The sequence below is a fragment of the Pseudoalteromonas sp. McH1-42 genome (genome assembly GCF_022347845.1).
Lineage (GTDB): Bacteria > Pseudomonadota > Gammaproteobacteria > Enterobacterales > Alteromonadaceae > Pseudoalteromonas > Pseudoalteromonas rubra_D.
Genome location: NZ_JAKRFU010000054.1, coordinates 1 through 4,297, shown reverse-complemented (window position 1 = coordinate 4,297; position 4,297 = coordinate 1). Strand labels below are relative to the sequence as shown.

At 55.9% G+C, this 4,297-nt stretch carries 1 protein-coding gene; it reads left to right on the top strand.

Annotated features, from left to right (window positions below):
* Positions 1 to 4,297: condensation domain-containing protein (locus MHN31_RS23890; protein ID WP_239445525.1), on the top strand; the 4,297-nt coding region annotated here is incomplete at both ends.

Below are 4,297 nucleotides of genomic sequence, written 5' to 3'. Positions count from 1 at the left end.
TGTACTCGACCGGGCACTGAACCTGTGCCCACCGGGTGTGGCTGGTGAGCTTTATATTGCCGGTACAGGACTGGCACGGGGTTATGTTAATCGTGCCGACCTGAGCGCCGAGCGCTTTGTGGCCGACCCGTTTATCAATGATGGCAGCCGCATGTATCGCAGCGGCGACTTAGTATGCTGGAACAGCGAAGGTCAGCTGGATTATCTCGGCCGGACCGACCATCAGGTGAAAATTCGTGGTTTCCGTATTGAGCTGGGCGAAATTGAGGCGGCCTTGTACGCCATTGATGGCGTCCGGGAAGCAGTCATAGTGGCCGACCGCGATGGCGCGACACAGCGCCTGGTGGGGTATGTATCGGGCGAAGCGGGCGTCGAACTGGCAGTCGACGCGCTCAAAGCAGAATTGGCAGCCCAGCTTCCGGAATATATGGTGCCGGCCGTGATCATGGTGCTGGATACTTTGCCGCTGAACAGCAATGGTAAAATCGACCGTAAAGCGCTGCCAAAACCCAATAATGAATCGAGCGTGGCCTATGAAGCGCCACAGGGTGAGCGCGAACTGGCACTGGCACAGGTATGGCAAAAAGTGCTGGGTCAGGAGCAGATAGGGCGGCTGGACAACTTCTTTGAACTCGGTGGCGACTCTATCCTGAGTCTGCAAATCGTTAGTGGCTTGCGCGAGCATGGCCTGGTGGTGACCCCGAAACAAATTTTTGAACTGCACACCATCGCCCGGCTGGCACCTGCATTGACTGAGCTGCCTGCCAGTCAGCGGATTGCGCAGCAAGTCAGTGGTGAGGTGACGCTGTTACCCATTCAGCAGCAGTTTTTGGCGACCAGTCTGAGCGACAAAAATCACTATAACCAGGCATTGCTATTGACGCTGGCCGCGCCGCTGAATGGCGCGGCACTACAACAGGTCTGGTCGGCCCTGGTTGCACATCATGATGCATTACGCCTGCGCTTTAACCAAAACGAAGCAGGGCAGTGGCAGCAGCGTTATCTGCCTTTTGATGCCGAGCGTGCCGTGGCCAGTGTCTGGGAGCGCAATGTGGCAAGTGCTGAGATCACATCGGTGGCTGAGCAGGCGCAACGCAGCCTGAATATTCAAACCGGCGAACTGGCACGTGTGGTCCACATGACACTCAGTGATGGCAGTGCCCGGCTGCTGCTGGTGATCCACCATCTGGCAATAGATGGGGTTTCCTGGCGGGTGTTGCTGGATGACCTGGCGCGTGGTTATGCACAAGCGCAGCAGCAGCAGGCTTGCGAGTTTGCCAGCAAGAGCCACAGTTATCAGTACTGGGCCGAGCAGGTAGCGGACTACGCCAGCCTGAATTCGCAGGAACTGGCATTCTGGACACAACAACAGTCGTCGGAGTTGACTATTCCAGGGTTAAACCCAGCAGGAAGCCGACGCCTGGCAGACAGTGCCGAAGTGCGTGTGACGCTGGAACAGTCCTCTACAGAGCGTCTGCTGCAACAAGCAGGCAAGCCTTATCGCACTGTGGTCAATGAGCTGTTGTTAAGTGCTCTGAGTGAAGCCGTCTATCAGTGGACGGGTCAGCAGGAGGCAGTGATCAACCTCGAAGGCCATGGCCGCGAACCCTGGGATGCACACACCGATCTCAGCCGCAGTGTTGGCTGGTTTACGACCTTATATCCGGTCCATCTGACGCGTTTAAATGCGCTGTCAGAGACCATTAAGCATACCAAAGAGCACCTCAGAAGTGTGCCGAATAAAGGCATCGGGTATGGTGCTTTGAAATACTTTGGTGAGTCGCAAGCACAGGCGACGTTAGCTACTCAGCCTCTGGGTCAGATTGAATTTAACTATCTGGGTCAGCTCGACAACACGCTTAACCAGGGCGATGCGCCCTGGCGTCTCGCCAGTGAGCACAGTGGCGCGTCATTCAGCCCGGACTATGAGCCACACAGTGAGTTGAGCATCAATGGCCAGGTCAGTGACGGGGCCTTGCAGCTGACTATCAGCTATGGCCGTGAGCGTATTAGTGAGGCCGATATGCAAGCCTTTGCAGCGCATCTGCATGAGGCGCTGACACAGCTGGTTGCGCACTGTTGCGATACTCATGGGTGTCTGACGCCCAGTGATGTACCGCTGAGCGGGTTGGATCAGCAACAGCTGGACCAGCTGCCTCTCGACACCGCTGAGCTCAGCGATTTATACCCCTTGTCACCGATGCAGCAAGGTATGCTGTTCCACAGTCTGGTGGAGGAAGGCGAGGCCTATGTCAATCAAACCAGTTTAGAGATCAAGCGATTAGATGTCGCACGTTTTAAAGCCGCCTGGCTGAATGCAATCGCCCGTCATGATGCCTTACGCAGTGGCTTTTTGAGTCTGGACCCCCGACCACTGCAATTTGTGCGCAAAACCGTGCAGCCGATATGGGAAACTCTGGACTGGCAGCACCTCGATAGCGCGCAGCAGCAACGTCAGCTGGCCGAACTGAGCGTATCGCACCGGCAGCAGGGCTTTGCGATGGATGCCGAGAGCGGATTGCAGCGCTTTACACTGATACAGCTGGCACCACAGTGCCACGCCTTTGTCTGGACGATTCATCATATCTTAACCGATGGCTGGAGTTGTGCCGCCCTGATGGGCGAAGTGCTGCGTATGTACGATGGCGAGACACTGGCTGAGCCGCAGGCTCAGTATGGCGATTATATTGCTTACCTTGAACAACAGGACGTGGTGGCAAACCTGGCTTACTGGCAAACACAGACTGGCATGCTGGAAGAGCCCTGCTACCTCAGCGGCGCGTTTAAGGCCCCACAAAGCGGCGCACATGCGGCTTTGGACGTGCAGTTGGATGAATCGCAAAATACCGCGCTGAATGCTTTTGTACGACAGCATCACCTGACTGCGAATACCCTGATGCAGGGCGCCTGGGCGCTCTTGCTGAGCCGTTATCTGGGCCGTGAAGCGGTGTGTTTTGGTGCCACAACTTCGGGTCGTCCAACCGAGCTGGCGGGCCATGAAAGCATTCAGGGGATGTTTATTAATACCATGCCCGTGGTGGTTGAAATAGCGCCTGAAGTGACATTGGCGCAGTGGTTACAAACCTTGCAGGGGACCAACCTGGCCGGGCGAGAGCATGAGTTTACGCCGCTGTATGAGATCCAGAAGCAGGCGAAGCACCTGACCCTGGATCAGCATGGGCTGTTCGATACTTTATTAGTCTTTGAAAATTATCCAATCACGACGGCATTGCCGCAGGACGAGCTGGCAACTGAGTTTACGGTGCGTGATGCCCGTGAAGAGACCAATTTCCCGCTCACCATCAGCTTTATCCAGGAGCAAACCCTGAAGTTGCACTTCAGCTATCAGGGCAGCGTGCTGGCCGAAGCGGATATCCGAGCGCTGGCGACTCAGTTTAAAACCTTGTTGTTGACTATGATGGACGCTGCACAGGCTCCGTTAGCGACGCTGTTACAGTTGCAGGACGCGTCGCAGTGCAGCGCCTTACTGGATACTGGCACGGGCACCCCGGCGTTTGATTATCAGCGCCCGATCACGACGCTGATCAGCGAGCAAAGTGCGCGTACGCCCGAAGCGGTAGCGCTGCGTTTTGCCCAGCAGAGCATGACTTACGCTGAGCTGGAGCTGGCCTCGAACCAACTGGCCCACTGCCTCAATGCCCGGGGCATTGGTGCGGAGGACAAAGTGGCGCTGGTGTTTGAACGTAGCCTGGAAATGGTGATAAGCATTCTGGCAGTGGTGAAAGCCGGTGCGGCCTATGTACCGCTGGAGCCGTCACTGCCCTTGGATCGCATTGCTTATATCGCCAGCAACAGTGGTTTATCGCTGTTCTTAGGTGATGACTCTCTGACGCGTCTGGACAGCCTGAGTGATTTGGCTGAGCGCATCACCTATCAAAGTTTGTCATTGGCAGACTATCCCTCGCAGTTACCTGCGAACGAAATCTCGGCAACTCAGCTGGCCTACGTGATTTACACCTCAGGTTCGACTGGTAAGCCAAAAGGCGTGGGTAATCAGCACAGTGCGATTTACAACCGTATCGCCTGGCAGCAGTCGGCCTATCCGATAGGTGCAGACGACAAAGTACTACAAAAAACCCCCTTCGGGTTTGACGTGTCTGTGTGGGAGTTTTTCTGGCCGTTAATGTACGGTGCGGAGCTGGTGATTGCCGAGCCGGGCGCGCACAAAGACAGCACTCAGCTGCTCGACACCATTAATCATTTTGGCGTCACCACCTTGCACTTTGTACCCTCGATGTTGCAGGCGTTTATTGGCCATGAGTTGGTGCATACCGCG